General features: G+C 69.8%; 16 protein-coding genes. 14 read left to right on the top strand and 2 right to left on the bottom strand.

What is annotated here, in order from left to right:
- Window positions 1–43: 43 nt before the first annotated feature.
- The 8 genes from ACGFY9_RS15490 to ACGFY9_RS15455 all read left to right on the top strand — a co-directional run bounded on the left by ACGFY9_RS15490 (window position 44) and on the right by ACGFY9_RS15455 (window position 10,668).
- Entirely contained in the window at window positions 44–979 is a 936-nt protein-coding gene (locus ACGFY9_RS15490; protein ID WP_393754334.1) for a carbohydrate ABC transporter permease, read from the top strand.
- Between the two features lie 17 nt (window positions 980–996).
- Window positions 997–1,932, top strand: coding sequence for a carbohydrate ABC transporter permease (locus ACGFY9_RS15485; protein ID WP_393754332.1), 936 nt, complete (start codon window positions 997–999; stop codon window positions 1,930–1,932).
- Window positions 1,933–2,131: 199 nt separating this feature from the next.
- Complete coding sequence (locus tag ACGFY9_RS15480; RefSeq protein ID WP_019063292.1) at window positions 2,132–3,331, top strand: ROK family transcriptional regulator; 1,200 nt, start codon at window positions 2,132–2,134, stop codon at window positions 3,329–3,331.
- A gap of 132 nt (window positions 3,332–3,463) precedes the next feature.
- Window positions 3,464–4,558 carry a sugar ABC transporter substrate-binding protein gene (locus tag ACGFY9_RS15475; RefSeq protein WP_393754496.1) on the top strand — a complete coding sequence of 365 codons (1,095 nt, stop codon included), beginning with the start codon at window positions 3,464–3,466 and terminating at the stop codon, window positions 4,556–4,558.
- A 209-nt stretch (window positions 4,559–4,767) separates the two neighbouring features.
- Window positions 4,768–5,556, top strand: a complete 789-nt coding sequence (locus ACGFY9_RS15470) for an ATP-binding cassette domain-containing protein (protein ID WP_393754330.1) — start codon at window positions 4,768–4,770, stop codon at window positions 5,554–5,556.
- The gene (locus ACGFY9_RS15465; RefSeq protein ID WP_393754328.1) at window positions 5,553–6,872 is read left to right on the top strand and encodes a sugar ABC transporter permease; all 1,320 of its coding nucleotides are present in this window, start codon (window positions 5,553–5,555) and stop codon (window positions 6,870–6,872) included. The genes ACGFY9_RS15470 and ACGFY9_RS15465 overlap by 4 nt, the downstream gene beginning before the upstream one ends.
- Window positions 6,873–7,067: 195 nt before the next feature.
- Window positions 7,068–8,996 carry a 1-deoxy-D-xylulose-5-phosphate synthase gene (dxs, locus tag ACGFY9_RS15460; RefSeq protein ID WP_393754326.1) on the top strand — a complete coding sequence of 643 codons (1,929 nt, stop codon included), beginning with the start codon at window positions 7,068–7,070 and terminating at the stop codon, window positions 8,994–8,996.
- Window positions 8,997–9,144: 148 nt separating this feature from the next.
- Entirely contained in the window at window positions 9,145–10,668 is a 1,524-nt protein-coding gene (locus tag ACGFY9_RS15455) for an amino acid permease (RefSeq protein ID WP_393754325.1), read from the top strand.
- 74 nt (window positions 10,669–10,742) lie between these two features.
- Here ACGFY9_RS15455 and ACGFY9_RS15450 read toward each other — a convergent pair whose 3' ends face one another.
- On the bottom strand, window positions 10,743–11,114 hold the full coding sequence (locus tag ACGFY9_RS15450; protein WP_327400653.1) for an NTP pyrophosphohydrolase: 372 nt from the start codon (window positions 11,112–11,114) through the stop codon (window positions 10,743–10,745).
- A 68-nt stretch (window positions 11,115–11,182) separates the two neighbouring features.
- Between ACGFY9_RS15450 and ACGFY9_RS15445 the strand changes: the two genes are divergently transcribed.
- Both ACGFY9_RS15445 and ACGFY9_RS15440 read left to right on the top strand, forming a co-directional pair.
- On the top strand, window positions 11,183–12,202 hold the full coding sequence (locus ACGFY9_RS15445) for a hypothetical protein (protein ID WP_393754323.1): 1,020 nt from the start codon (window positions 11,183–11,185) through the stop codon (window positions 12,200–12,202).
- 212 nt (window positions 12,203–12,414) lie between these two features.
- Entirely contained in the window at window positions 12,415–13,539 is a 1,125-nt protein-coding gene (locus tag ACGFY9_RS15440; protein ID WP_393754321.1) for a hypothetical protein, read from the top strand.
- A gap of 206 nt (window positions 13,540–13,745) precedes the next feature.
- Here the strand turns inward: ACGFY9_RS15440 and ACGFY9_RS15435 are convergent, their stop codons facing one another.
- On the bottom strand, window positions 13,746–14,837 hold the full coding sequence (locus tag ACGFY9_RS15435) for an LCP family protein (protein WP_393754320.1): 1,092 nt from the start codon (window positions 14,835–14,837) through the stop codon (window positions 13,746–13,748).
- Between the two features lie 306 nt (window positions 14,838–15,143).
- Between ACGFY9_RS15435 and ACGFY9_RS15430 the strand changes: the two genes are divergently transcribed.
- From ACGFY9_RS15430 to ACGFY9_RS15415, 4 genes are read left to right on the top strand one after another with little or no spacing between them, the layout of a single operon-like run.
- Window positions 15,144–16,772, top strand: a complete 1,629-nt coding sequence (locus tag ACGFY9_RS15430) for a stealth family protein (protein ID WP_393754318.1) — start codon at window positions 15,144–15,146, stop codon at window positions 16,770–16,772.
- A 15-nt stretch (window positions 16,773–16,787) separates the two neighbouring features.
- Window positions 16,788–18,404 (top strand): sugar phosphotransferase, encoded by a 1,617-nt coding sequence (locus ACGFY9_RS15425; protein WP_393754317.1) that lies wholly within the window; start codon window positions 16,788–16,790, stop codon window positions 18,402–18,404.
- Complete coding sequence (locus tag ACGFY9_RS15420) at window positions 18,401–20,164, top strand: stealth family protein (RefSeq protein ID WP_393754315.1); 1,764 nt, start codon at window positions 18,401–18,403, stop codon at window positions 20,162–20,164. The genes ACGFY9_RS15425 and ACGFY9_RS15420 overlap by 4 nt, the downstream gene beginning before the upstream one ends.
- Window positions 20,161–22,257, top strand: coding sequence for a glycosyltransferase family 4 protein (locus ACGFY9_RS15415; RefSeq protein WP_393754314.1), 2,097 nt, complete (start codon window positions 20,161–20,163; stop codon window positions 22,255–22,257). Before ACGFY9_RS15420 ends, ACGFY9_RS15415 begins: the two co-directional genes overlap by 4 nt.
- Window positions 22,258–22,271 lie beyond the last annotated feature (14 nt).

The raw sequence follows: 22,271 nt of genomic DNA, 5'->3' as shown, positions 1-22,271 counted from the left end.
GAACGCCTGATCACGCTCGGGACACCAGGGGCAGGAAACGCCAATGCGCAAAGGGCAGTACAGGTTCGTCACGGGATTTCTCTTCGTTCCCGTGGCGCTCTATCTGATCTTCGTGATCTGGCCGTACATCCAGACGTTCGGCTATTCGCTGACCGACTGGAAGGGCGAGTCACAGACCTTCAAGTTCGTCGGACTGGACAACTATCGAGCGCTGCTCCACGACGACGTCTTCAAGGAGGCCATCTGGCACAACCTCCTGTTCCTGGTGTTCATCCCGGTGATCACCATTCTGCTGGCCCTCTTCTTCGCCTTCATGGTGAACGCGGGAGGACACAGCAAGGCCGGCGGCGTGCAGGGAGTCGCCGGCAGCGGGTTCTACAAAATCGTCTACTTCTTCCCGCAGGTGCTGTCGCTGGCGATTCTCGCGGTGCTGTTCAACGCGGTGTACCGCAGTGACGGCGGCGGTCTGCTCAACGGTGTCCTGATCAAACTCCACCTGGTGGACGTCAACAATCCGGTGGAATGGCTCAACGAGCCCAACGTGGTGCTGTGGGCGCTGATGGCGGTCGTGGTCTGGCACGGCGTCGGCTTCTATCTGGTGCTGTTCTCCGCGGCCATGCAGTCCATTCCGCGCGACATCTACGAGGCCGCCCTGATCGACGGCGCGGGCCGCTCCCAGTCCTTCTTCCGCATCACCCTGCCGCTGCTCTGGGAGACCGTCCAGACGGCCTGGGTGTACCTCGGCATCATCGCGATGGACATGTTCGTCCTGGTCTCCTCCATGACCTCCAACATGGGCGCCTACGGAGGCGGTCCCGACCACGGCAGCGACGTCATGTCGACCGTGATGATGCGCAACTTCCTCTACTTCGGGAAGAGCGGCTACGCCTGCGCGATGGGCGTCGTCATGCTGCTGCTCACCCTGGTCCTGTCCGTGGTCACGCTGCGCGCCACCCGCCGTGAGCGCATCGAGTTCTGAGCGGGAGACATACGACGATGAGCGCACCCCTGAAGGAGACCGCCCCCGCGGGCGGCACCGTCCCGCCCCAGCCGTCGGCCGGGAAGCCCCGTCCCCGGCCCGGTGAACCACGCGGCGAGGGCGTCGTACTGAACGCCTTCTCGCACGGCTTCCTGGCCCTGTGGGCCCTGCTGATCGTCCTGCCGCTGCTGTGGCTGGTGTTCAGCTCGTTCAAGACCGACGTGCAGATCGGCAACTCGGCCTTCGGCTGGCCGCAGAACTGGTCGTTCGACGTGTTCCGGCGGGCCTGGAGCAAGGGCATCGGCGACTACTTCCTGAACACCTTGATCGTGCTGGTGTTCTCGGTCCCGCTGACCATGCTGTTCGGCTCGATGGCCGCGTACGTGCTGGCCCGCTACCGGTTCTGGGGCAACCGGCTGCTGTACTACTTCTTCGTCGCCGGCGCGATGTTCCCGGTGTTCCTGGCGCTGGTCCCGCTGTTCTTCATGGTCAAGCGCCTCGACATGCTCAACACGTACCAGGGGCTGATCCTGGTCTACATCGCCTACTCGATGCCGTTCACGGTCTTCTTCATGCACGCGTTCTTCCGGACGCTGCCCACCGCGGTCTTCGAGGCGGCGATCCTCGACGGCGCCTCGCACACCCGGACGTTCTTCCAAGTGATGTTGCCGATGGCCAAGGCCGGGCTGATCAGCGTCGGCATCTTCAACACCCTCGGCCAGTGGAACCAGTTCATCCTGCCGACGGTCCTGATGCAGCCGCAGAGCGGCTCGGACCCGGAGCGCTATGTCCTCACCCAGGGACTCATCCAGCTTCAGCAACAGCAGGGCTACGCCTCCGACCTGCCCGTTCTCTTCGCGGGTGTCACGATCGCCATGATCCCGATGCTGGTCGTCTATCTGTCGTTCCAGCGCCAGGTGCAGTCCGGTCTGACCTCGGCGACGCTGAAGTAGCCCGCCTGGACGACGCACTCGGAAGTGATCGTTCCGCCACCGCTCCCGGCAGGCCGGGAGCGGTGGTCACGTATGTGTCCGAGACCCTCGATGCGGTTCAACCTCTTGACGGGAGGCAGCCCGAACAGCTCAGCTTAGAGTTCACTAGTTGGACATAGACGGGGCCTCATCGATGCGGTCCCGCGCGCAGGAGGTCGTCGTGGAGACTCCGGGGTCGCAGTCGTCACTGCACCGAGCCAATCTGGAACGGGTCGTGCGAGCGGTGCGGTTGGCCGGGTCGCTGACGCAGGCGGAGATCGCGAGGACGACGGGCCTGTCCGCCGCGACCGTCTCCAACATCGTGCGCGAGCTCAAGGACGGCGGAACGGTCGAGGTCACGCCGACCTCGGCGGGCGGCCGCAGGGCCCGCAGCGTCTCCCTGAGCGGGGACGCCGGCATCGTCATCGGCGTCGACTTCGGGCACACGCATTTGCGCGTCGCGGTCGGGAATCTCGCCCACCAGGTGCTGGCCGAGGAGTCCGAGCCCGTGGATGTGGACGCCTCCTCGACGCAGGGCTTCGACCGGGCGGAAGAGCTGGTCAACCGGCTGATCACGGCGACCGGAGTGGACCGTTCCAAGATCGCCGGGGTGGGCCTCGGCGTGCCCGGACCGATCGACGTGGAGTCGGGCACCCTGGGCTCCACCGCGATTCTCCCGGGCTGGACCGGCACCAGACCCGCGGAGGAGCTGGGCAGCCGTTTGGGCGTACCGGTGCACGTGGACAACGACGCCAACCTCGGCGCCCTCGGTGAGCTGGTCTGGGGCAGCGGGCGGGGCGTCAGGGACCTGGCGTACATCAAGGTCGCGAGCGGGGTCGGCGCGGGACTGGTCATCAACGGCAAGATCTACCGGGGCCCGGGTGGCACAGCGGGAGAAATCGGGCATATTACTCTTGATGAGTCCGGCCCTGTCTGCCGCTGCGGAAACCGGGGCTGCCTGGAGACCTTCACGGCGGCGCGCTATGTGCTGCCGCTGCTCCAGTCCAGTCACGGAACCGACCTGACCATGGAGGGAGTCGTGCGGCTGGCGCGGGACGGAGACCCTGGTTGCCGTCGGGTGATCGCCGACGTCGGCCGACACATCGGCAGTGGAGTCGCCAATCTCTGCAATTTGCTGAACCCGAGCCGAGTGGTCCTCGGTGGCGATCTCGCCGAGGCCGGTGAGCTGGTGCTCGGGCCGATCAGGGAGTCTGTCGGCCGCTACGCGATCCCCAGTGCGGCGCGTCAACTTTCCGTTCTCCCGGGGGCACTTGGAGGCCGTGCGGAGGTGCTCGGAGCGCTCGCTCTCGCACTCAGCGAGATGGGCGATTCGACCCTTTTGGACGGGTCGCTGACCGCGGCCACACCTGTCTTCACTTAGAGAACGCACGACGCCGTTGCCATCTCGTTAAGTATTTACTTCTTGACGCCGAACGCGCGGCCGAGTTGACTTCCAGCCACCTCGGCCGCAACGACGCGGCCTCGTCAGGGAGGTTTCAAAGTGAACACGCGTATGCGTCGTGCCGCCGTTGCCGTTATCGCCACCACGATGGCCGTCTCGATGGCCGCCTGTGGCAAGGCAGGCGACGACAAGAAGTCCGACAGCAGCTCCAGCTCCTCGGGCGGTACGAACGCCTCGATCGGCCTGCTCCTGCCCGACAGCGTCACCGCTCGGTACGAGAAGTTCGACAAGCCGTACTTCGAGGCGAAGGTCAAGGAGCTCTGCTCCGGCTGCACCGTCCAGTACAACAACGCGAACGCCAGCGCCGCCACGCAGGCCCAGCAGGTCAGCAGTATGATCACCAAGGGCGTCAAGGTCATCGTGATCAGCGCCCAGGACTCCGCCGCGATCAAGTCCTCGATCCAGCAGGCGGTCAACAAGGGCATCAAGGTCGTCGCGTACGACCGTCTGGCCCAGGGCCCGGTCTCCGCGTACGTCTCCTTCGACAACGTCGAGGTCGGCAAGCTCCAGGGCGAGGCGCTCCTCACCTCGCTGGGCTCGAAGGCCACCCCCTCGGCGAACGTCGTCATGATCAACGGTGACGACGCCGACCCGAACGCCGCGCAGTTCAAGAAGGGCGCCCACGAGGCCCTCGACGGCAAGGTCAAGATCGCCTACGAGCAGTCCGGCCTGTGGAAGGACACCGTCGCCGGGCAGAAGATGTCGGCGGCCATCACGCAGCTCGGCGCCAAGAAGATCGCGGGCGTCTACTCCGCGAACGACGGCATGGCCGGCGGTATCGCCACCGTCCTCAAGGGCGCCGGTATCAGCGGCATCCCGCTGACGGGCCAGGACGCGGAGCTCGCCGGTATCCAGCGCATCGTCGCCGGTACCCAGTCCAGCACCGTCTACAAGGCCTTCAAGCCGGAGGCCGAGGCGGCCGCCACGCTCGCCGTCGACCTGGCGCAGGGCAAGAGCATCTCCTCGCTCGCCACCACGACCCAGACCAGCGGCTCCGGCAACAAGGTGCCCTCGCAGCTGCTGACCCCGGTGTCGGTCACCAAGGCCAACATCAAGGACACGGTCATCAAGGACGGTCTCTACACCGTCGCGCAGATCTGCACCGCCGACTACGCCAAGGCGTGCAAGGCAGCCGGTCTCGAGTAATCACCGCCCAGCGGTGACAGAGCCCCTTCGGCGTCCGCCCCGCCTTCAAACCCCGCTGCGGGGCGGGCGCCGATCGGAACCCGTGCGAACGCAGCCGTTGCCAACTGGCACCGGCCGCGCGCATGTTCATCTTGTAAATCTGTGCCTAGGCACAACCCTCCGCGGCTTTTGACAAGCGCGGCATCCCCGCCGGTCAGGCGGCGAAGGAGATGGTTCACGTGTCCGCTACGCCCGTGCTGGCGTTGCGCGGAGTCTCCAAGCGATTCGGTGCGGTGCAGGCCCTCACCGAAGTAGAGCTGGAGGTCCACCCCGGAGAAGTCGTCGCACTGGTCGGCGACAACGGCGCAGGAAAGTCCACTCTGGTGAAGACCATCGCCGGAGTGCACCCCATCGATGAAGGAGTCATCGAGTGGGAGGGCAGCCCGGTCAGCATCAACAAGCCGCACGACGCCCAAGGACTCGGCGTCGCGACGGTCTACCAGGACCTCGCGCTCTGCGACAACCTCGACGTCGTCGGCAACCTCTACCTCGGGCGTGAGCTGATGCGCCACGGGGTCCTCGACGAGGTCACGATGGAGAAGAACTCCCGTGAGCTGCTGAGCACGCTCTCGATCCGCATCCCGAGCGTGCGCATCCCGATCGCCAGCCTCTCCGGTGGCCAGCGACAGGTCGTCGCGATCGCCCGCGCGCTGATCGGTGACCCGAAGGTCGTCATCCTCGACGAGCCCACCGCCGCCCTCGGCGTGGAGCAGACCGCGCAGGTCCTCGACCTGGTCGAGCGGCTGCGCGAGCGCAACCTCGGCGTCATCCTCATCAGCCACAACATGGCCGACGTCAAGGCGGTCGCCGACACGGTCAACGTGCTGCGCCTGGGCAAGAACAACGGCTCCTTCCCGGTGAAGGACACCAGTCAGGAAACGATCATCGCCGCGATCACCGGTGCCACGGACAACGCCGTGACCCGTCGTGCGGTGCGCAGCACGGAGGCGGCAAAGTGAGCGACACGTCAGGCACCGTGAAGAAGGACGCGGTCGAACCGACCACCGCGCCTCTCGCCGAGGACCCCACGGCGGCGGCCGGTGCCGCCACCGTCGTCGACCCGCGTCTGCTGGTCCGCGAAGAGGGCTTCAAGGGCTACCTCACCGAGTTCAAGCGCAAGATCAAGGGCGGTGAGCTCGGCTCCCTGCCGGTCGTCGCCGGCCTGATCGTCATCGGCATCATCTTCCAGTCGCAGAACAGCCGGTTCCTGAGCGCGGACAACCTGTCCAACATCAGCTACTACCTGTCGGCGACCGGCATGCTCGCCATCGGCCTGGTCTTCGTGCTGCTGCTCGGCGAGATCGACCTCTCCGTCGGCTCGGTCAGCGGTCTGGCGTCCACCCTGTTCGCCGTCTTCGTGGTCAACCACGGGATGAACGGCTGGCTGGCGCTGGTCCTGACGATCATCACGGGCATCGGCATCGGCGCGCTGCACGGCTTCTTCTTCGCGAGGATCGGCGTACCGGCGTTCGTCGTCACCCTGGCCGGCTTCCTCGGCTGGAACGGTCTGATGCTGTGGCTGCTCGGTTCGAGCGGCACCATCAACATCCCGGACGAGGGTCCGGTGCACCTGCTCGGCCAGGGCTCGTTCTTCATGGACCAGTCGATCGCGGGCGCCTACATCCTGGCCGCCCTCGGCGTCGCCTCCCTGCTCTACGGCTCGCTCGTCGAGCAGCGTCGCCGCAAGGCCGCCGGGGTGCCGTTCCGGCCCACCAGCGAGATCGGGCTGCGGGTCGGTCTGCTCGCCGTGGCCGCGTTCGTCACCGCGTACGTGCTGAACTCCTCGGCCGGTGTCTCCAACGCGCTGGTGATCTTCCTCGCGTCCCTGGTGATCGTGGACTTCGTGCTCCGCCGTACCTCGTACGGCCGCAAGGTCTTCGCCGTCGGCGGCGGCATCGAGGCCGCGCGCCGTGCCGGTATCAACGTCTCCATGATCCGCATCACCGTGTTCGCCATCTCCGGCGGCTTCGCGGCGGTCGGCGGTATGTTCTTCGCCGGTCAGACCCAGAGCGCCACGCTCAACGCGGGTGGCGGCAACACCCTGATGCTGGCCATCGCGGCCGCGGTCATCGGCGGTACGAGCCTCTTCGGCGGACGCGGCACCGTCTGGTCCGCCCTGCTGGGCATGCTCGTCATCCAGTCGATCCAGACCGGTCTCGACCTGCTGAACATGAACACGTCGATCCAGTACATGATCACGGGTGGCGTTCTGCTCGGCGCGGTCGTCATCGACTCGGTGTCCCGCAAGAGCCAGAAGGCCTCCGGTCGCGGCTGACCTGCCCTTTCGCGCAGACTGTGCCCGGTACCGATGGCGGTGCCGGGCACAGTCGTGTCGTAGGAAAGGCTGTTCGTGGGTACAGCCGATCGCGTGACGTATGACGCACAGCCCGGGCGCCGTCCGCAAAGGCGGAACATTAGACTCGACAAGCCCGGCAACAGCTCGATCAGCTCTACTCGCAAGGAGGCACGGGTGCCGCTGCTGACCCGCATCAGGGGACCGCGCGATCTGGACCGGCTCAGCCTGGAGCAGCTGGACCAGCTGGCCGGGGAGATCCGGACCTTCCTCGTCGACGCCGTCTCCAAGACCGGCGGCCACCTCGGCCCGAACCTCGGTGTGGTCGAGCTGACCATCGCCCTGCACCGCGTCTTCGAGTCGCCGAAGGACCGGGTGCTGTTCGACACCGGCCACCAGTCCTACGTCCACAAGCTGCTCACCGGCCGCCAGGACTTCTCGAAGCTGAAGATGAAGGGCGGCCTCTCCGGCTACCCCTCGCAGGCCGAGTCCGAGCACGACGTCATCGAGAACTCGCACGCCTCGACGGTCCTCGGCTGGGCCGACGGCCTCGCCAAGGCCAACCAGGTTCTCGAACGCGACGACCACGTGGTCGCGGTGATCGGTGACGGCGCGCTGACCGGCGGTATGGCCTGGGAGGCGCTGAACAACATCGCCGACGCCAAGGACCGCCCGCTCGTCATCGTCGTCAACGACAACGAGCGCTCCTACGCGCCGACCATCGGCGGCCTCGCGAACCACCTGGCGACCCTGCGGACCACCGACGGCTACGAGCGCTTCCTGGCCCGCGGCAAGGACCTCCTGGAGCGCACCCCGGTCGTCGGCAGGCCCCTCTACGAGACGCTGCACGGCGCGAAGAAGGGCCTGAAGGACTTCATCGCCCCGCAGGGCATGTTCGAGGACCTCGGTCTGAAGTACGTCGGCCCGATCGACGGCCACGACATCGAGGCGACGGAGTCCGCGCTGGCCCGAGCCAAGCGGTTCGGCGGCCCGGTGATCGTCCACGTCCTCACCGAGAAGGGCCGCGGCTATCAGCCCGCCCTCCAGGACGAGGCCGACCGCTTCCACGGCATCGGCCCCATCCACCCCGACACCGGCCTGCCCATCAAGGCCTCCGGCGCCGACTGGACCTCCGTCTTCGGCGACGAGATGGTCGCGCTGGGCCAGGAGCGCGAGGACATCGTCGCGATCACCGCCGCGATGCTCCAGCCCGTCGGCCTGAAGAAGTTCGCCGACGCCTTCCCGAACCGCATCTACGACGTCGGCATCGCCGAGCAGCACGGCGCCGTCTCCGCGGCCGGCCTCGCCACCGGCGGACTGCACCCCGTCTTCGCCGTCTACGCCACCTTCCTCAACCGCGCCTTCGACCAGGTGCTGATGGACGTGGCCCTGCACAAGTGCGGGGTGACCTTCGTCCTGGACCGGGCCGGCGTCACCGGCACCGACGGCGCCTCGCACAACGGCATGTGGGACATGTCGATCCTCCAGGTCGTCCCGGGTCTCCGGCTCGCCGCACCCCGCGACGCCGACCAGGTCCGCGCCCAGCTACGCGAGGCCGTCCAGGTCAAGGACGCGCCGACGGTCGTCCGCTTCTCCAAGGGCGCGGTCGGTCCTGCCGTACCCGCCGTGGGCCGCATCGGCGGCATGGACGTGCTGCGCGCGCCCGGCACCGACGCCCCGGACGTCCTGCTGGTCTCGGTCGGCGCCCTCGCGCCGATGTGCCTGGAGATCGCCGACCTGCTCGACAAGCAGGGCATCTCCACCACGGTCGTCGACCCGCGCTGGGTCAAGCCCGTCGACGAGGCCATGGCCCCGCTCGCGGAGCAGCACCGGGTGGTCGTCACCGTCGAGGACAACTCCCGTGTCGGCGGCGTCGGTTCGTCGATCGCACAGGCGTTGCGGGACGCCGGAGTGGATGTTCCGCTGCGCGACTTCGGCATCCCGCCGCGCTTCCTCGACCACGCCTCCCGCGCCGAGGTGATGACGGAGATCGGCCTGACCGCCCCCGACATCGCCCGCCAGGTCACCGGCCTGGTCTCCAAGCTCGACGGCCGCTTCGAACGGCCCACGGCGGAGGTCGACTCGGTGGAGGCCGCGCGCGACTGACACCGACGCCACTCGGCCGGACGGGCTGCTTCCACCACCCTTTGCAGTGGTGAAAGCAGCCCGTTCGCGTGAATCCCCTCGCGCCGGGGCATACGCACCATGCCCCCTCTCGATCATGTCGAGGACGCCAAGCGTGGGAGGTACACACGTGAGCAGCACACTCTTCCGGACGAAGAGAGTCGAACAGTCCATCCAGGACACCGAGGAACCCGAGCACGCGCTCAGAAAGTCCCTCTCGGCGCTGGATCTGACCGTCTTCGGCGTCGGCGTCGTCATCGGCACCGGCATCTTCGTCCTCACCGGCACGGCCGCCAAGAACACCGCCGGCCCAGCGGTCGCCCTGTCCTTCGTCGTGGCCGGCGTCGTCTGTGCCCTCGCGGCGCTCTGCTACGCCGAGTTCGCGTCCACGGTCCCGGTCGCGGGCTCCGCGTACACCTTCTCGTACGCCTCGCTCGGCGAGTTCCCCGCGTGGATCATCGGCTGGGACCTGGTCCTCGAACTCGCCCTGGGCACGGCGGTGGTGGCCGTCGGCTGGTCCGGGTACATCCACTCGCTGCTGGACAACGCGGGCTGGCACCTGCCCGAGGCGCTCAGCGGCCGGGACGGCGCCCACGGCTTCGGCTTCGACATCCTCGCCGCCGCGCTCGTCCTCGTCCTCACGGCGATCCTCGTCCTCGGCATGAAGCTCTCCGCGCGGGTCACCTCGGTCGTCGTCGCCATCAAGGTCGCCGTCGTCCTCGTGGTGATCGTCGCCGGCGCCTTCTTCATCAAGGGCGACAACTACAAGCCGTTCATCCCCAAGTCGCAGGCCGTGGAGGCGGGCGGCAGCCTCAAAGCCCCGCTGATCCAGCTGATGTTCGGCTGGGCGCCCTCCAACTTCGGCGTCATGGGCATCTTCACCGCCGCCTCCGTGGTCTTCTTCGCCTTCATCGGTTTCGACGTCGTCGCCACCGCCGCCGAGGAGACCCGCAACCCGAAGCGGGACGTGCCGCGCGGCATCCTCGGCTCACTGGTCATCTGCACCACGCTGTACGTCGCCGTCGCGATCGTCGTGACCGGTATGCAGAAGTACAGCTCGCTGTCGATCGACGCACCGCTCGCCGACGCGTTCAAGGCCACCGGACACCCGTGGTTCGCGGGCCTGATCAGCTTCGGCGCCGCGATCGGCCTGACGACGGTGTGCATGATCCTGTTGCTCGGCCAGGCCCGCGTGTTCTTCGCGATGAGCCGGGACGGACTGCTGCCCCGCTTCTTCTCCCACGTCCACCCGCGCTTCCGCACCCCGTACCGCCCGACCATCCTCCTCGGCGTGATCATCGCGATCGTCTCGGGCTTCACGAGCCTCAGCGAACTCGCCGAACTGGTCAACATCGGCACGCTGTTCGCCTTCATCGTGGTCGCGATCGGCGTGATCATCCTGCGCCGCTCCCGCCCCGACCTCCCCCGCTCCTTCCGCACCCCCCTGGTCCCGGCCCTCCCGATCGCCTCGGTCCTGGCCTCCCTCTGGCTGATGCTCAACCTCCCCGCCGAGACCTGGCTCCGCTTCGCCATCTGGATGGCGATCGGCTTCGCCGTGTACTTCTTCTACGGCCGCACGCACAGCCGCCTGGGCATGCAACAGGCGGCGGAGGCGGGCAAGTTGGCGACCCCGCCCACCGGAAACGCCTCGTAGACACGCCAGTTGGCCTTCCGGCCCCGTAAGTCCCGCTCGTCGGAGGGGACTTGCGGGGCCGTGGGATAGGTACGTCAGCCGCGCACGCTGCGCGGCCCGGTGACCTCGGCGCCCAACTCCGTTACCCTGCGCCGGAGTTCACGGTCCGCGGTGACCACCAGGCAGGGCCGGCCGGCGGCCTCGGCGACGAGTTCGACCATCCGGTCGTCACCGCTGCCGGGTGCCGAGTCCACCCGTACGCCCGGAACGGACGCCACGCCGCGGGCCGCGCCTTCCACGACGAGGACGAGTTCCACGGGGTCCGTGCGGCCCGGCAGACCGTCGCTCGCGAGCCGGTCGCGGAGGCGCTCGGCGGCCCCCTTGCGGTCGCGCCACCAGCCGTCGGGCACCGACCCGACGACGTTCGCGCCGTCGACGATCACCAGCAGGGGAGTGTCCTCGTCCATGGGGCAAGGGTCGCACGCGGGCGGGGGGTGCCCCGCGCGGAAGTACCCGCCCCAATTACAGTGAACCGGTGAACGGCGACTGGCTCATACGCGGCCGCGACGGCCGGCTCAGTGTGTATCTGCCCTCGGGCGACGCCGTCCTGTGCCGGGCGGAACGCGGCCCCGGCGGCCTCTGGAGCGCCCCGCGCAAGGTCGGCGGCGACCAGAAGCTGCACCCCGGGCCGCTCGGCATCGGACAGGGCGCGGACGGCTACGCCCACCTCGTGTCCTGGCGCCCCACGGCGGCCGGCGAGTCCGGGCTGGTCCACTCCACGCACTTCCGCCCCCGGCTCGCGGCCCTCGACTGGAGCCCGGTCGGCCACCCGAACAAGAAGGGCGACCGCACCGGCGTACCGGCGGTCGCGGTCGACGCGGAGGGCCGGGCCCATGTCTTCGTACGCAACGCGGGGGCCGGTGTCAGCCTGCTGGCCCAACGGGAGAAGGGCGGCTGGGACCCGTGGCGCGACCTCAAGGGGAGCGACGTCCAGGAGGACCTGGCGGCGGTGACGGGGGAGTCCGGCAGAGTCGAGCTGTACGCGGCGGTACCGGGCGCGATCCTGCACTGGCATCAGCTGGAACCCGGCGAACAGCCGGTGCTGGAGGAGGCGATGGAGGCCAGGATCCGCCCGGGAACACTCCGCGCGCTGCCCACCTCCCCCGAGAGCACCACCCTCTTCTACACGGACGACTCCGGCGACCTCTGCGTCTGGCGCCCCGGCGCCAAGCCGATCACCCTCCTCCCCTCGGCCGGCCCCGGCCCGGTCTCCGCGATCCGCTGCGAACTCGACGGCCACGACTGCACGTTGCTCGCCCAGCGCTCGGCGAGCGGCCGGGTCGCCTTCGCCGCGTATCCCACGGAACAGGAGTCCGCGGGCGCCTGGTGGACCGAGTCGGGGCCCCAACTCCCGGCGGACGCTGAGGTCTCGCTGACGCTGGACGAGGACGAGCGGGTGGTCGCCGCGACGGTGTCGCCGTCCACCGGCCAACTGCTCGTCACGCGGCGGAAGGAGGAGGCGGGGCTGGCGTTGGAGGCGTGGCGGGAGGTCTGACGGGGCTCGCTCGCGTCGGTGCGCGGCCGGCCCCTTGGCATGGCGCGCCCCGGGAGACGTGCTGGTCCGAGCCCGGCGGGCGCACAGCCGTCACACCGTGTTCGCCAAATGTTCGACTTATGATGGGGCGCGCTCGGCGGTCCCGCGCAACAGGTGTTCGGGGAATCGGCAGGTCAGCCGTGCCGGGCGTCACAGAAGGGGCGGGCCACGTCATGCGGACCGGATCCGGGCGCGGCGCCGCCCGACGCAGAACCGACGACAGCGTCGTCGCACACACGGAGGCGGAGCGGCACACCGCCGAGACGACCCTGGACGGCCGCTGGCTCGTGCTCGGCAAGGACGGCAGGCTGACCGCGTACGCCCGCACCCGCGCCGGGCTGCTGCGCTGGACGGAGACCCGGCCGGGCGGCCCGGACTGGACGGGGCCCGACTTCTTCCCGGTGCCGGACCTGACCCACGTCTCGGTGGTCCAGGGGGCCGACGCCTACGTCCACTTCCTGGGGCGGCGCGAGACCCGCAAGGGCGACGGGCCGCCCGCCGTCGACATCGTCCACGCCATCCAGTACCAGACCGGCCGCACGGTCACCGAGTGGCGGTCGCTGGGCAATCCGCACAAGGACCGGGAGAAGGCGGCCCGGTTCGGCGTCCCGGCGGCCGCGGTCAGTGCGTCGGGACGGGTGCACGTCTTCGCGCGCAACGCGGGCCGCGGACTGATGCTGCGCCGGGAGGGCGCCACCGGGAAGTGGGAGCCCTGGGAGGACCTCAAGGGCAGCGGGGTCCAGGACGGACCGGCCGTGGTCGCGCACGCCTCCGGGCGCATCGAGGTGCTGGCGGGCGGCGACCAGGACGCCATGTGGTGGCGGCAGGCCGAGGCCGACGGCGACTTCCGGCAGGAGCCGAACATCCCGGTGCGGATGGCACCGGGCACACCCGCGGCGCTGGAGACGGCACCGGACAGGGCGACGTACTACTGGACCGACCGGGACAGCGGACAACTCGTCGGCCATCGCCCCGGCGGCTGGCTGATACCCCTCGGCGGGGCGGTGGCCGAGCATCCCGTGACGTCGATGCGCGCGGTGCTCGACGGGTACGACTGCACGGTGCTGGCCCACCGTGATCACGAAGGGCAGGTCATGCTCAGCGCGTTCGGCGCGGAGAACGAGCAGGCGGGCCTGTGGTGGTCCCCGACCGGTGAGCGCTGCGTCGGCACCCCGGCGCTCGCCCTGGACGGGAGCGGCCGTGTCGTGCTCGCGGTGATCGGCCCCGACGGCGCTCTGCGCGTCGCCCGCCAGACCGGGGGCCCCGGTCTGGCACTCGCTCCGTCGCTCCGCGTCTGACGACGGGCGGCACCGGGCCGCCGCGTCGGCCCGCCGTCAGGACGAGTAGGGCCTGTCCGGCGGATCAGGTCGCAGGAGACCGACGGTATCTGATCAGCGCCGCTAAGCGGGGCCTGGCGCGTGCAGCTGCAAGGCGGCGGAGGGCGGCAACGCCGCAGATGGGCGTGCCAGGCCCCGCGTCTGCGGCATGATCCGCCGGACAGGTCCTAGCCCCCGGTCGCCGGCGACTTCTTCGCCGACTCGGGAATCCGCTGGTCCTTGCGCAGGGCCTGCCACAACTGGCCGGCCTGCGGTTGCGCGGCCACGACGCGGTTCGGGTCCTGGGTGTCGTACCGCACGGGCAGCATGATCGTCTCCATGGTGGACGGATCGATGCCGTTCATGCTGCGTCCGAACTCGGCGAGCTTGGTGAGCGAGGCGAGGCCCGAGTCGGTGGTGAGCGACTCGGTGAGGTTGTCGGCGATCTTGTATGCCTTGGTGGGGCTGCCGAGGAGGTCCTGCTTCTTGATCTCGCTCAGCAGCGCGATCAGGAACTGCTGCTGGAGCCCGATGCGTCCGAGGTCACTGCCGTCGCTGATGCCGTGCCGGGTGCGGACGAACTGCAACGACCGCGTGCCGTCGAGCTTGTGCGTGCCGGCGGTCAGATCCAGGCCGCTGGACTTGTCGTGGATGTCCTGGTCGACGGTGACGGTGACCCCGCCTATCGCGTCCACCAGCCCCTTGAACCCCGCGAAGTCGACCTCCACGAAGTGGTCCATCCGGACCCCGGACATCTGCTCGACGGTCTTGACCACACAGGCCGGACCGGCGAGCGAGTAGACGGAGTTGAACATCACGCGCTTCTTCGAGGGAAGCGCGGAGCCGTCCTTCGCGGTGCACTCGGGACGCGTGACCAGGGTGTCGCGCGGGATGCTGACGGCAACCGCTTTGGCACGGCCTTCCGGCACGTGGATCACCAGCGCGGTGTCGGAGCGCGCCCCGGAGACATTGCCCGTGCCCAGCGACGCGTTGGCGCCGGACCGCGAGTCGGAGCCCAGGACCAGGAGGTTCTGTCCCGAGGTGGGCAGCTTCTCCGGCCGGTCGTCACCGATCGCCTTGTCGAGGTCGACGCCCTTGATGTTGCCGTTCAGGTCGCTGTAGAGCCAGTAGCCGACGCCGCCGGCGGCCAGCACCAGCAGGACGAGACTCAGCGCGACCCAGCGCCACACGCGGCGGCGCCGGCGCGGCGGCTTGGCCCGGCGGGAGGACGGTGCGCGCCTCGATCCCGGGGAGTCCGTCTCCGTCAGGGCGTGCGTCATGTGCCTCGGTCCTCTCTCGTCACCAGTGAGCTCGGGGCACGAGTGGGGGGAGAGACCGGGCCCGTCTGCGGCGGTGGACGGTCGTCCACCGGTCATCAGACGTTCAACGTGACGTAAGGGTTGTATGTGTTCTGTGTCATTTCCGTCCCTTGTTGACAGCTGTGTAAGCGCTTGATGATGATGTGCCGGTCCTGTGAACATTAAATTTTCGGTGTGAACGGGCGACGGCACGCTTGCCGTCGTCTTACGTGGTCGTGGAGGGGTGGCCGTGCCATTGCGTGCGTCCGCCCGTGGGGGGCGAGCGGCGTGACGACCGTGTTCGATCATGCTCTTGGACAGGCGGCGGGCCCGGTGGGCCGCCCCGCGCGGGACGGCGTCGTACGACAGCGTCCCGCCGCGGCGGGTCCCACCACGGTCACCGCCGAGCACGGCGACGTCTACGTCGAGCCGGGTCTGACTCCGCTGGCGGCCCGTGAGGCCAACCGCTCCGCGGTCACCGCACTGCTCGACTCGGCCGGTGTCGCCCACTTCGCCGTACGCGGCACCTCGGACCACGGCACGGTCGTCGCCGTCGCCGAGGAGGACCGGGACCGAGTGCTCGCCGTGGTGTTCCGCGGACTGAGCCAGTACCCGGGGCACCTCGGGGTGATCGACCCGGACGCGCCCCGACCGGCCAAGCCCGTCTCCTCGCGCGACCCCAAGGCCTGGCGCGACATCGCCGGCGCGCGGGTCCTCCAGATCAGCTGGTCCCGCACCGACCCGGGCCGCCACCTGCTGCTCGGGCACGAATACGGGTGCGCGATCGAGTTCTGGCAGCGGCACGGCACCCACCTCGTCGCCCCCCGCGCCAACCGGGCCACCTGGGCCGTCGCCGCCGACGGCGCGGGCGTTCTCGGCGCGGCCCGCCTGTTCAGCCGGTTCGTCTCGGACTGGACCCCGGGCCACCTCGCGCCCGCGCTCGCCACCCGCCCGGAGTTCCTGGTGAACTGCGCGGACGACATCGCCTTCCCCGTCGACGCCGTCTACACCTGGGTCGACGGCGACGACCCGTCCTGGAAGCAGCGCAAGGCGCGGGCGAAGGGCGAGGTCTACCATGCCGAGTCCGCGAGCGACGCCCGCTTCATCAGCCGCGACGAACTGCGCTACTCGGTGCGCTCGCTGCACCTGTTCGCGCCGTGGATCCGCAACATCTACATCGTCACCGACGACCAGGTCCCGCCCTGGCTGCGCGAGGACCTGCCCGGGCTGCGCATCGCCACCCACCGGGAGATCTTCCGCGACCCGGCCGATCTGCCGACCTTCAACTCGCACTCGATCGAGAGCCAGCTGCACCACATCGAGGGCCTCGCCGAACACTTCCTGTACTTCAACGACGACATGTTCATGGGCCGCCCGGTGGCCCCGCACGCCTTCTTCACGCCGAGCGGCACGGCCCGCTACTTCCCCTCGCGCAACCGCATCCCGCAGGGTCCGGTCGCGGAGACCGACACTCCGGTCGACGCGGCGTGCAAGAACAACCGCGCCCTGCTGCTTGAACGATTCGGCAGGGTGATCACCCAGCCGATGGAACACATCCCGTACGCCCTGCGGCGCTCCGCGATGGAAGAGGCCGAGCGCGACTTCCCCGAGGCCTGGGCGCGGACGTCGGCCAGCAGGTTCCGGGCCATGACCGATCTGTCGCCGACCTCGTCCTTCGCGCTCTACTACGCGGCACTGACCGGCCGGGGGCAACCGGGATCGATGCCCTTCACCTATCTCCAGCTGGCCGTGCCGGACCTGGCGGACCGGCTGCAACGGCTGCTCGACGGCCGGGACCAGGACTCCTTCTGTCTCAACGACGCCTTCTCGACACCGGAGGACATCGAGGCGCAGCAGGAACTGCTGGACGGCTTCCTCAACGCCTACTTCCCCACCCCAAGCCCCCACGAGAGATGAAACGGAGTTCGTGACGTGTCGGACCCGACGTCCATGAGCTCCGCGGTCAACGTCTACAAACGCCTCGTTCCCCAGCCGGTGCGCTCCGCCGCCGCGACCACCGTGCCCGTGCGGGTACGGCGCAAGGTCAAACGGCGGCTCGCGCGCACCCTGAGCCGCCGTGAGGCACGGCTGCACCGGCGCGCCCTGCGCCAGGTGCGCCGGGCGGAACTCGGCCGCTCCGAGCGCCGTACCGAGGCACCCGACGGCAGGGTCGGCCACGTGCACACCGGCCTCACCCTCGACCTGGCCCGCCGGCTCGACCACGACATGGTCACCTATGCCCTCGACGCCGCCGACATCCCCTGGTTCGCGGTCCCGGCGCTCGACGACCGACGGATCAGCCTGGCCGTCGACCACAAGGACAAGGGCGCGGTCCGCCGCGTGCTACGCGCGTTGCTGGAGGAGCAGACCGGCTACGTGGTCTCCGTGTCACCCGCCCAGAACGACACCCAGCAGACCCCGGGCAGCCATGTGAAGGCGTGGAAGCACTACGCCAAGGCCAAGGTGATCCGCTTGACCTGGCTGCGCACCGAGCCCACCGAGAACCTCTGGGTGGGGGAGGACCAGGGCATCGAGATCGAGTTCTGGACCGCCAACACCGACCTGCCCGTGGAACGGCTGGTCGGGCCGCGCCCCAACCGGGTCCAGCGCACCGTGCCCAGCGACGCACCCGGCATCGAGATCGGCATCGACCGGCTGTCCGGCTACTGCGACATCGACGGCGACATGGCACCGACGATCACGCTGGAGAACTTCGACGTCGTACGGCTCGAAGAGATCACCTTCCCGGTGGACGCGGTCCTGCTGTGGCAGCACCCCACGCCCTGGGGCGAGGAACTGCTGCGGGCCGCGCTGCGCTCCCTGCACCAGTACGCGCCCTGGACGGACGTCGTCCACGTGGTCGCCGAGGCGGAGCCGCCGGCCTGGCTCTCGGCCGACGACCGGCTCACCGTGGTCCGCGCCAGGCCCGGATCCGAGTGGCACCTGCACCAACTGCCCGACCTCGCCGAGCACTTCCTGCTGCTGCGTCCCGGAGCCCTGCTCGGCAGGCCCGTCCGCGCCTTCGACTACTTCACCCCGAACGGCACGACCCGCCCCCGGCGCGGCCCCTGGACCGCCCAGGAGTCCTTCGCCCCGTGGACCCGCACCGCGTACTCGGCCACCAGCCGGGTCGCCTCCCACGGCTACGCGCACGGCCCGCAGCCGTACCGCGTCGAGACGCTGGCCAGGCTCGCCGGGTCCGGCGCCGCGCCGCTGCCGCTCGACGACGCACAGCGGCTGCCCGCCGTGCTCGGCACGCATCCCCTGGACGGCGTGGTCCACCACCTCGGCCACACCACCGGCCTGGCGGACCCCTCGGGCGAGCCCTCCGTGGCGCTGCACGCCGCACTCCCCGGCATCGGCACCCACCTGGACCGGCTCCTCGTACGCCGCGACACCCAGCAGATCCAGCTGTTCGGCCTCGGCACCGACGAAGCACGTTCGCGCGGCGGCACCAGGGCCGTCGTGCGGTTCCTGCACCGCTACTTCCCCGTCCCGAGCGTCTTCGAGGGCGACCACCACACAGACGAGGCGGACAACCAGCCGTGAGTATGGGCAACCCCGAGGCCTCCGCGGCGGTCGGGGCATACCGCACCCTTGTCCCCGCGGGCCTCAGACGCCGTATCGCCCGTCGTGTCCCGCTGCGGCTGCGCATGGCGCTGAAGGGGCTGCTGCGCCGGCTGCACACCATAAACCTGGGCTCCCGCACGGTGCGGGGCATCCGGGCCCGCCGGCGTTGGCCGCATCTGTTCGGCCCGGGCGAGCACCTCGCGGCCCTCGCCGGACACGGGTCGCGGATCGCCCTGGTCCGGCCGACGGTGTCGCCGCTCGGACTGCGCGAGGCCAACCTCGAACTCGTCGTCACCGCCCTGGAAGAAGCCGGCGTCGACTACTTCGCCGTGCGCGGCACCTCCGAATTCCGCTCCTGCCTCGCCGTCGCCGAGCCCGACCGGTACCGGGTCGAGCAGGTACTGGAGAGCTGCGCCGACCGCAGCCCCGTCTACCTGCGGGCCTGCCGGGGCGCCGCCGCGCAGGGCCGCACCGTGCTGGCCGGCTCACGGCGCGGCCGGGACCTGGCCCACCAGGCCGCCGTGCTCCGCGTCGGCATGGTGTGGAGCGACCTCGCCGGCACCCTGGTCCTCGGCCTGGAGCACGGCTGCGACATCGAGTTCTGGCGGCCCGAGGAAGGACGCCTGCTGGCACCCCGCCCCAACCGCGTGACCGAGGACGTCGCCCTCGACGAGCCCCGGGTCGCCGTCCCGGTCAGCCGGCTCACCGGCTTCGCGGCCCTGCACACCCGCCGCACCCGCTCCGTCCGTACCATCCGGCCCTGCGCCGACCCGCTGCCCGAGGACGTGCGCTTCCCGATCGACGTCGTCTACACCTGGGTCGACGGCAGCGACCCCGACTGGCAACGCCGGCGCGGCGCTTACGGCGAGCACGGCTACCACAGCGAGTCCGCCAACGCGGCCCGCTACATCAGCCGCGACGAACTCCGGTACTCCCTGCGCGCGTTGGAGCAGAACGCCCCCTGGGTGCGCCATGTCCATCTGGTGACGGACCGTCAGCGACCGTCCTGGCTCAACGAGACCCACCCGCGCATCACCGTCGTCGACCACTCGGAGATCTTCGGCGACCCCGCCGCGCTGCCCACCTTCAACTCGCATGCCATCGAGAGCCGGCTCCACCACATCAAGGGACTGTCGGAGCACTTCCTGTACTTCAACGACGACATGTTCCTGGGCAGCCCCGTCACCCCCCAGGACTTCTTCCTGTCCAACGGCATGACCCGCACCTTCTTCTCCCCGTCCCAGGTGCCCCGCTGGGACCCCAGCCCCGTGGACCGCCCGGTCGACGCGGCCGGCAAGAACAACCGGCGCCTGCTCCAGGCACACTTCGGCACCGCCATCGTGCAGAAACTCCGCCACGCCCCCTACGCCCTGCGCCGCAGCGTCCTGGAGGAGATCGAGCGAGAGTTCGCCCAGGAGCACCGGCAGACCTCGCACAGCCGGTTCCGCAGCGCCGACGACATCTCCATCCCGTCCTCGCTGTACCACTACTACGCCTACTTCACCGGCAGAGCCGTGCCCTCCAACATCACCTTCGCCTACCTCGACCTGGCCAAGCCCGAGATCCAGCGCCGGCTCGGCATCCTGCTGGCCCGCCGCGACCGGCAGGCGTTCTGCATCAACGACACCCTCTCCGACGGCCACGACGTCGACCGGCAGACGGAGATGCTCAAGACGTTCCTGCGCGCCTACTACCCGGTGCCGAGTCCCTTCGAGCGCAAGGAGCGCGCGGCCCGGTGAAGATCTCGTTCCTGATCAACAACATCTACGGCATCGGCGGCACCAACCGCACCGTCATCAACCTGGCCGAGGCGCTCTCCGTCCACCACGAGGTGGAGATCGTCTCGGTGTTCCGGCGGGCCACGACCCCCAAGTTCGAGATCTCCCCACGCATCTCCGTCCGCGCCCTCGTGGACCTGCGCCCCGGGTCCTCCGACCGCGGGGCCGCCGCCGGCGGCGCACCCAGCGAAGTCGTCCCGCGCCAGGAGGAGTTCTACGCCCAGTACAACGGGTTCACCGACGGGCGCATCATCCGTGACCTGCAACGGACGTCCGCCGACGTGGTGGTCGGCACCCGCCCCAGCCTCAACCTCTTCGTCGCCGCCCACACCCGGGACGGCGCCCTGCGGGTCGCCCAGGAGCACATGACCCACCTGGCCATCCCACCGGCGGTACGCGAGGAGATGGCCCGGGTCTACCCGCGCCTCGACGCCATCACCACGGTCACCGAGGCCGACGCCCACTCCTTCACGGAGCACACCCCGATCCCCGGCATCCCGGTCGTCGGCATCCCCAACAGCGTGCCGGAGCCGCTCGTCGAGCCCTCCGACTGCTCCCGCAAGGTCGTCGTCAGCGCGGGCCGCATGCACCACATCAAGCGCTACGACCTCCTGATCCGCGCCTTCGGCCGACTGGCCGAGGAATTCCCCGACTGGCAGCTGCGCATCTACGGCGACGGCGGCGAGGCCGGGAAACTACGCGCCCTCGTCAGCGAACTCGGCCTCGCCGGACGGGCGTTGCTCATGGGCGGCTTCTCACCGATCGAGTCCGAATGGGCCAAGGGCTCCGTCGCCGCCGTCACGTCGAGCGCCGAGTCCTTCGGCATGACCCTGGTCGAGGCCATGCGCTGCGGCCTGCCCGTGGTCTCCACCGACTGTCCTGTCGGCCCCCGGGAGATCCTGCGCGACGGTGAGGACGGCTTCCTCGTCCCCAACGGCGACGTCGACGGCATCGCCTGGGGCCTGCGCCGCCTCATGGCCGACGACGAGCTGCGCCGCGCCATGGGTGCCGCCGCACTGCGCAACGCCGCCCGCTACGACCCCGCGGCCGTGGCCGACCGCTATGTGGAGCTCTTCGAGGACGCCGCCCGTCGCCGTGCCGCGGTCCACCGCGGCTACCGGGCCCCGGCAGGTGCCCGCAAGGGAGGCACGGACCTGCTCACCGTGCCGCCCGTCTCCCTCGGCACGGCCACCGTGGACGTCACCGCGGACGGCGCGGGCTTCCTGCGCTTCGCGGCCGACGGGCCCGAAGAGGGCCGCCGGCGCTGGCAGTTCGTGCTGCGCCACAAACCGTCGGACGGCAACCGGCGCCCCGACCTCCCGCTGCGCACCTCCCGCAAGGACCTGGACAACGGCGGCATCCGCTACACCGCCGTCCTCACCCCCTCGGCCCTCGACGAACTCGGCGACGGGCGCTGGCAGGTGACCATGAACGCCCCCAAGGCATCCTTCGTCCACATGAAGGCCGGCGTCCGCGACACCCGGGCCCTCATCGACGCCCGCGCCCGGTTGGTGGCCCGCCCGCCGGCCGGACCGCTCGGCTGGAACCTCCCCTACGCCCAGCCCAACGGCCGACTGATGCTGCGCACCGTCCTGCGCGAGGAGCACGCCGAGTGCGCCCAGGTCGAGGCGGCGGACGGCGCCATCACGGTACGGGGCGTGCTGACCGGCGGACGCCCGATCGAACCGGGCGCGCTGTTCATCGTCAGCCGCCGCGGGCGGCACGGGAAGAGCTTCTCCACGCCCGTCCAGGTCCTCGGCCGCCAGACGTTCCGGGCCGACGTGCCGTTGCGCCGCGTCGTCGACCACCGCCTGGAGCGCTGGGAGGACTGGGACTGGTGGCTGCAGCCCGACCCGTACGACCGCCGCAAGGTGCGCGTCTGCCATCTGCTGGAGGACTTCCCCGACGTCAAGGGCGCCTACGTCTACCCTTCCGTGCCGCTCGTCGGGGACGAGCCCTCTCCGTACGCCGTGGTCCACCCGGCCCGCCCCGTGTGGGTACGGCCCTACTGCTCGGCCTCGGGCGCCATGGCCATGAACGTGGTGGACCGATGAGCCCTTCCGATCTC

Source organism: Streptomyces sp. NPDC048504 (assembly GCF_043200035.1).
Lineage (GTDB): Bacteria > Actinomycetota > Actinomycetes > Streptomycetales > Streptomycetaceae > Streptomyces.
The sequence above is the reverse complement of the archived record's forward strand: the minus strand, read 5'-3'. Positions and strand labels throughout refer to the sequence as shown.

Bases quoted from the DNA above. Each gene is read 5' to 3' on its own strand.
- ACGFY9_RS15490 (WP_393754334.1), top strand. From the start codon at position 44: ATGCGCAAAGGGCAGTACAGGTTCGTCACGGGATTTCTCTTCGTTCCC.
- ACGFY9_RS15485 (WP_393754332.1), top strand. From the start codon at position 997: ATGAGCGCACCCCTGAAGGAGACCGCCCCCGCGGGCGGCACCGTCCCG.
- ACGFY9_RS15475 (WP_393754496.1), top strand. From the start codon at position 3,464: ATGCGTCGTGCCGCCGTTGCCGTTATCGCCACCACGATGGCCGTCTCG.
- ACGFY9_RS15470 (WP_393754330.1), top strand. From the start codon at position 4,768: ATGGTTCACGTGTCCGCTACGCCCGTGCTGGCGTTGCGCGGAGTCTCC.
- ACGFY9_RS15450 (WP_327400653.1), bottom strand. From the start codon at position 11,114: ATGGACGAGGACACTCCCCTGCTGGTGATCGTCGACGGCGCGAACGTC.
- ACGFY9_RS15440 (WP_393754321.1), top strand. From the start codon at position 12,415: ATGCGGACCGGATCCGGGCGCGGCGCCGCCCGACGCAGAACCGACGAC.
- ACGFY9_RS15435 (WP_393754320.1), bottom strand. From the start codon at position 14,837: ATGACGCACGCCCTGACGGAGACGGACTCCCCGGGATCGAGGCGCGCA.